The 6,568-nt window shown below is 67.1% G+C and carries 5 protein-coding genes and 2 pseudogenes; 1 reads left to right on the forward strand and 6 read right to left on the reverse strand.

Annotated features, from left to right (window positions below; genetic code table 11):
* Positions 1–375, forward strand: a complete 375-nt coding sequence (locus EV216_RS05050) for a helix-turn-helix domain-containing protein (RefSeq protein WP_243641969.1) — start codon at positions 1–3, stop codon at positions 373–375.
* On the opposite strand, the pseudogene EV216_RS05055 reads toward EV216_RS05050, so the two are convergent.
* The 6 genes and pseudogenes from EV216_RS05055 to EV216_RS05080 all read right to left on the reverse strand — a co-directional run.
* Positions 376–782: pseudogene (locus tag EV216_RS05055) on the reverse strand (DUF6441 family protein); the annotation flags it as partial. It abuts the gene before it with no gap.
* A gap of 120 nt (positions 783–902) precedes the next feature.
* A pseudogene (locus tag EV216_RS18590) lies at positions 903–1,217 on the reverse strand (sigma factor); the annotation flags it as partial.
* Between the two features lie 309 nt (positions 1,218–1,526).
* Entirely contained in the window at positions 1,527–2,228 is a 702-nt protein-coding gene (locus tag EV216_RS05065) for a VIT1/CCC1 transporter family protein (protein ID WP_132693977.1), read from the reverse strand.
* A gap of 19 nt (positions 2,229–2,247) precedes the next feature.
* Entirely contained in the window at positions 2,248–4,170 is a 1,923-nt protein-coding gene (locus EV216_RS05070) for a heavy metal translocating P-type ATPase (RefSeq protein ID WP_132693978.1), read from the reverse strand.
* 9 nt (positions 4,171–4,179) lie between these two features.
* Positions 4,180–5,154 carry an FAD:protein FMN transferase gene (locus EV216_RS05075; protein ID WP_132693979.1) on the reverse strand — a complete coding sequence of 325 codons (975 nt, stop codon included), beginning with the start codon at positions 5,152–5,154 and terminating at the stop codon, positions 4,180–4,182.
* On the reverse strand, positions 5,135–6,568 hold a 1,434-nt coding region (locus EV216_RS05080), incomplete at its 5' end, for a flavodoxin domain-containing protein (RefSeq protein WP_207893970.1). The genes EV216_RS05075 and EV216_RS05080, both read right to left, overlap by 20 nt.

The following is a 6,568-nucleotide window of genomic DNA, read 5'->3' on the forward strand; positions in this document are numbered from 1 at the left end:
ATGGCTCGGACCCTCAAGGACAAGCTGGCTTCCCTCGATCCCGCCCGGCGTGCAGGCGTCGAGGCCGAGGCGGATCGTCTGCATACAGAATACCTGACACTGCAGGAGCTGCGGAAAGCCAAGGAGATGACGCAGGTCCAACTTGCCGAAACTCTCGGCATCCAGCAGGCGACGGTGGCGAAATACGAGCGTCAGAGCGATCTGCTCCTCTCGACGCTCACGAGCTACGTGCGTGCGATGGGTGGCAACCTCAAGCTGATGGTCGAATTCCCCGGCAAGGCTCCGGTCGCCCTCGAGGGGCTCGGAGATACGGAGGAGCCCCGTCGTCGGCGCCGCGCGGCGCAAGAAGAGCGAGAGGTCGAGGCGCGCGCCTGATCATCGAATCCTTTCGTCCACCCAATTCGCGACTATCAGCCCCGGCACGCTGTCCAACGCCCGGTCTGCATCCCGCGCGAGGTCCAGCCGCTTCGGCAGCTTCACCTGCGGCACTAGCAGAAAGATCGGCGCGGTGACCTTGCCGCGCCCGGTCTTCGAGCGCGACACCACCGCCTGGCCCTTCGTGTTGAGCCGCCCCTCGGCGACCAGCAGGCTCGGGCCCGTCCGGCGATAGACGAAGCGCAGGCGCAGGCCACGGCGGCGCTCCCATTCGCCGGGCGTGATCCTGCCCCCCGCAGGGACTTGCCTGCGGCGGGCAGCGGGATCGCCAGCCAGAAACCATCCTTCGAGCGGATCAGCGGGCCGGTATCGTGCGCGCCCACGATGACCGGCGCCTTCGACCAGACCTGATCGACGATCCCTGGCAGTTCGAGCCCGGTCTTGCTGCCGTCGATGCGGATCGCCGCGCCTTCATCAGCGCGCCATCGCGTGATGGCCTGTCGCATCCAGTAAGTGGCGTAAATGAGGAAGCGATAACCACGTTCAGGATCAAATCGCCTTGTGGAGCGCTGCAGGCCGATGATCGCCACCTGGAAGACGTCCTCTGGATCCTCGCCTTCATCCACGTTCCGCGAGGCAAACCGCCGAACGTAAGGCAGATGCTCGCGGATCAGGTGCTCGGTGGCAGCTTCAGAAATCAATATTTGGGCTTCCAGCTGATTGGCCTCGGCTTGGCACGCAGGGAACTCTTCCATTCTGCGGACCAACTCCTTGTGGAATGCCAGAGAGAGATCCAATGCCTCGAGCGCAGCAAGTGCATCTCTTCGTCGTTTGCCGTCCATCACCCGGCCATCGCCACCCAGGGCATCCGCGAGGACGACGCGAGGGGCCGACCCATCCTGCGTCAACCGCTGAGTCTCCGAAGGGCGGATGACCTTGCCACCGCCCTTTGAAACAAAAAGAAAAAAGGCCCCAATCGGGGCCCTTGGACGGATTCAGTAGCTGAATGTGGCGGAGGGGATGGGCCTGATATCCAACCTTCTCCACCTTAAACCATTGATTTTATTGACCGCGATTAGCGGCCATGTCATTCAGCCGATGTTTCGATGCCTTGGTGGTGGCACTCCGCCAACGCCTACGCATCACCCTGCCTAGCCGACTGTCACGCCGAAGAGCATACCCACGGCTGCTGTCGCTGCCATGGCGAGGGCGCCCCAGAAGGTGACGCGAATGGCTCCCTTGATGATCCCGGCACCGCCAACCGACGCCCCGAGCCCGCCGAGCACAGAAAGCGCCAAGAGGGTCGTGGCCGCGACGATGAGCGTGATCTGTGCGGCAGGCACAAGCGCCGCGATGATGAGCGGGATGACCGCCCCGACAGCGAAGGTCGCCGCCGAGACCAGAGCCGCCTGGATGGGATGCGCGGTCACGGTTTCCGAGATGCCCAACTCGTCACGCGCATGGGCGCCAAGCGCGTCTTTCTCGGTTAGTTGAATCGCGACCTGGCGCGCGAGGCCATCGTCAAGCCCGCGCGCAACGTAGATGCGTGTGAGCTCGTCGAGCTCGGCCTCGGGTGTTTCCCTCAGTTCGCGGGTTTCGCGCGCGATATCGGCCTGCTCTGCATCGGTCTGTGAACTGACGGAGACGTATTCGCCAGCAGCCATCGACATCGCCCCGGCGACGAGCCCGGCAAGGCCCGCGATCAGGATCTCTGGACGCCCGGATCCCGCCGCAGCGACCCCGACGACGAGGCTCGCTGTGGAAACGAGACCATCGTTCGCACCGAGCACAGCGGCGCGCAACCAGCCGATGCGATGAACCATGTGAATTTCGGCATGGGAAAGTCTGCTCATCTCAAAAGGGCCTTCCGGGTTATGTTGCGGTGAATGTCGACGTGGGCGGGCGGCGAGCCGCTGTATCGTCAGGGCTGCCCTCGATCTGGCCTACGTGACCCGGCACGATCCTGAGCGCCCGCAATGCGTTGAGGATGACCGCCACGTCGATCAACTCCTGCAGGAGCGCGCCCTGCACCGGGGACAGGTAGCCGAACGCGGCGGCAACCATGCCCGCGACAGAGAGACCAATCCCGGCCACGACGCTCTCAACGGCGATGCGGCGGGATCGTTGCGCGATCTCGATCCCTGGCAGAAGGCGATCCAGGTGATCGACCAGCAGCACGACATCGGCCGCTTCGGCCGAAGCCGCCGCCCCACGCGCGCCCATCGCAACACCGATGTAGGCGGCAGCCAGCGCGGGCGCGTCGTTGACACCGTCGCCCACCATCATGACCGGGCCGTTCTTCCGCTCGGTCAGGACCAGAAGGACTTTCTGGTCGGGGGTCAGATCGGCGCGCACGGCATCGAGGCCTAGCCCTTCGGTCACGGCCTCGGCAACGGCGCGGCGATCGCCTGTCGCCAGCAGGATACGGCCGACGCCCAGCCGTCGAAGCCCTGAAAGCAGTTCGGCCGTGCCAGCGCGCAATGCGTCGGCCATCACGATGTGGCCGGCCAGTTTCCCGTCGACGCCTAGCGAAACCACCACCGATCCGGCCTCGACCACCGTGCTTTCGGGGTCGGCGACGCCAAGCTGCGCTGCCACGAAACCTGCGCCGCCGACCACAACCCTGCGTCCGTCGATTGTGCCCGCAACGCCTTCGCCGGGCGTCTCGACCACGCTCGCGGGGATCGGCAAGACGATCCCGCGCGCCTGGGCCACCCCGACGATGGCCTGTGCGATCGGGTGTTTGGATGCCTGATCGAGCGCTGCCGCGAAGTACAGAATGTCCTCCTCGGACAAATCGCCATGCCGGTCGATCGACACGATCTGCGGGCGTCCGTCGGTCAGCGTGCCGGTCTTATCGAGGATCAGCGTCGTGATCCGGGCCAGCGCCTCGAGCGGTTTCGCGCCCTTGATCAGCACCCCGAAATGCGCCGCGCGCGACAGACCGGCCACCAACGCCACCGGAACGGCGAGAATCAGCGGGCACGGCGTCGCCACCACCAATACCGCAACTGCCCGGATCGGATCGCCCGTGAACCACCAGGCGGCGGTTGCCAACGCGACGGTCACGGCGAGGAACAGCAGCGAGTAACGGTCGGCCAACCGCGCCATTGGCGCCTTGGATTTCTGCGCCGCCTCGACCAGCCGGACGATCCCGGCATAGGTGCTGTCCGCCGCGCGCCGTGTGACACGCAGGTCAAAGGCCTCGCCCGCATTGGTCGAGCCGCTCATCACGTCCTGCCCCTGCGCCAGACGGACGGGCATCGACTCGCCGGTCAGCGCGGACTGGTCGAGCATCGCGCCGGCGCTCTGGACCGTCCCGTCCACGGGGGCCACGTCGCCCTGCCGGATCAGCAGCAGATCGCCCGGCGCAATGTCGTCGAGCGGGACTTCATCCAGAGCGCCGTTGCGATGCCGCGTCGCGGTCCGGGGCACGCGGGACAGAAGATCGCTCATCTCTCGCCGGGCGCGACCTTGAGCGAAACTCTCTAGGAAGGTGCCGCCCGAATACATCAGCGCCACGACTGCCGCCGCAAGGGTTTCCCCGAACAGCAGTGCTGCGGACATCGACAGCGCCGCGACGATGTCCAGCCCGACCTCGCCTTGTGCCAGGCTGCGCACGATCTCGACGCAGAGCGCCAAGAGAACCGGGATGACACCGGCCGCCCACGCAATCCCGGCAAGGTCCGGCTGCCCCACCAGCCATAGGACGAGGCCGGATACCAAGCCGAGCAATGCCATGCTCAGCAGGGCGACGTTCAGGCGATCATGAAACAAGGGTGTCATCTGGTGCATGTCCCGGCGTCAGTTCACGCGCTCGGGATCCGGACGGGTCTCGAACAGCCGTCCCACTCTCGTTTCGCGAAGATGATCGCCCTCACGATCAATAAAAAGAGCGTTCAAGTTACATCTACGCGCCAACATCGCGCCCTCCAAGCTTCCTTTTACCATCAGCGCCGTCGCCCACGCATCCGCCTCGGCGCAGGTCCGGGCGACGACCGTCACCGAGGCGGGCGACGCGATCAGTGGGGCGCCGCGCGCGGGGTCCATGGTGTGCGACAGGCGGCGGCCCTGCACCTCGACCCAGTGCCGGTAGTCCCCCGAGGTCGCCACGGCGGCGTCCTGCAGCGCGAGGATGGTATGGCGCGCGCGGCGGGCGGGGTCAGGCGCTTCTACAGCGATGGTCCATGCTTCCCCGTCAGGCCGGAGCCCGAGCGCACGCATCTCCCCGTCGATGCCGACAAGCGCGTCATCGATCCCATGCACCGCCAGCGTCTCGGCCAGCCGGTCGACGCCATACCCCTTGGCGATGCCATTGAGGTCCAGCGCCAGCGGCGAAGTCTTGCGGACGAGACCTGTCGTCCTGTCGATCTCGAGCGCCTGATGGGTGGGCACACGTCTGGCCGTCATGGCGCCGCGGATGCGCTCGGGCGCCGCTGCTTCGGACCCGAACCCCCAGGCCGTCACCGCGTCGCCCATGCCGATGTCGAAGGCCCCGCCAGAGGCAAGACCGATCTCCAGACCAAGTCGGAGAACCTCGCTCAGCCGATCCGGTACCATGACCCCAGCGCCAACAGGCGCTCCGTTCAGGCGCATCAGATCGCTGCCCGCGTTCCATGTGGACATCTGCGCGTCGACCTCGCCCGTGGCCGCCTGCAGCGCTGCCTCGACCGGCGCCGGATCGAAGCCATCCGGCGCGAAGAAGAGCGCCGACCAGCGCGTGCCCATGGTCGGGCCGTTCAGGGCAAAGCGCACACTTTCAGTAGACATCTTCGACATACCGCCCCTCCGTCTTCAGAGCCGCTGGGGTGAGCCCGGTCGGTGCAAGGATCTCTGCCAGCGCATCCGCCACACCCGCCGCCATATCGCGTCCACCGCAGACCATCACACGGGCCCCGTCGCGGATGAGCTGAGCGACCTGCGCCGCGTCCCCGCGAAGCACGTCCTGGACGTAGTGCGGTCGTGTCCCGCGCGAGACGGCCGTGACCAGACGGGTCAGACGGCCCTCTTTCTGCCAGGCGCGCAGCTCCTCGCCGTAGAAGAAGTCGCTGGCGGGATGACGCATGCCGAAGAACAGGTGGACGGGCCGCTGCCCGGCATTGCCGCGCACGAAGCCCGCCAGAGGTCCGATCCCTGTGCCTGCGCCGATCAGGATCAGCGGGGCGCGGCCCCGCCCCGTGCGGAAGCCAGGATTGCGGCGGAGGAAGGCGGTGACTGTGTCGCCGGGTTCGAGAGCGGTCAACTGGCCAGAGGCGAGGCCTCCGGGATGCTTCTTGACCACAATCTCGATGAAACCGTCGCGGCGCGCAGAGGCGAGCGAGTAGAGACGCGGCACGGGGCTCCCCTCGGGCATGATGCCGATCAGATCGCCCGCGTCGAACCGGGCGAAGCCCGCCCCGACGAACCGCTGCCACAGGCTGACGCGCGGCAGGGCGAAGCGAAGGATCGCGGTTGGGGCCTGCACCTCTGCGCCGTAGTCCCGCCGCGAGACGAGGGTCAGCGTCTCGGTTGCCGGGCGAACGGGCTCGTGGGACAGCTCGAGATCGACCCCCATAGCGTCTCCGAGGGCGCGGCCCCAGCGGGCGAAGTCCTGCGGCGACTGACGGTCGATGGTGTCGATGGCCATGAGCTGCCGCCAGCCCTTCGCCTCGGCGGCAGCCGCGACAGCCTTGGCGAAGGCGCAGTAGGCCGGAAAGCTGCGGTCGCCGAAGCCGAGAACAGCCAGGGGCGCGTCGGGTGCGTGGTCGGCTGCTGCCAGCCGGTCGAGAAAGCCCTTGGCCGAGGCAGGCGCCGCGCCGTCGCCATAGGTCGCGGCCAGCACGATGATCCGGTTGGCCGCAGCATAGCGTTCTGGCGCGAAGGCCGACATCGGTGCTGTGTGCACCCTCTGGCCGGCTTGCGTCAGTGCGGCGTGGAGCGTGGCGGCGAAACCCCAGGTGCTGCCGCCCTCGCTGCCGACGAGCAGGATCGTCTGGGCACGTCCCGCGGGCTGATTGCCCCGGATGCGCGGCCGCCCCCTCCGTCCCGCGAGCCAGACGACAACGCCAGTCACGCCCATGGCCGGGACGCCGAGCGCCATCAGCCCCAGAACGAGGCCAAGCGTCGCCGCTCCCTGTCCGGTGTGCAGCATGTAAATGGTCTCTGATACGCGTTCCCAGCCGGTAAGGTCGGTCCAGGCGAGCAGCGCACCGGT

Origin of the sequence: Rhodovulum steppense (genome assembly GCF_004339675.1) — a bacterium.
GTDB classification, from domain to species: Bacteria; Pseudomonadota; Alphaproteobacteria; order Rhodobacterales; family Rhodobacteraceae; genus Rhodovulum; species Rhodovulum steppense.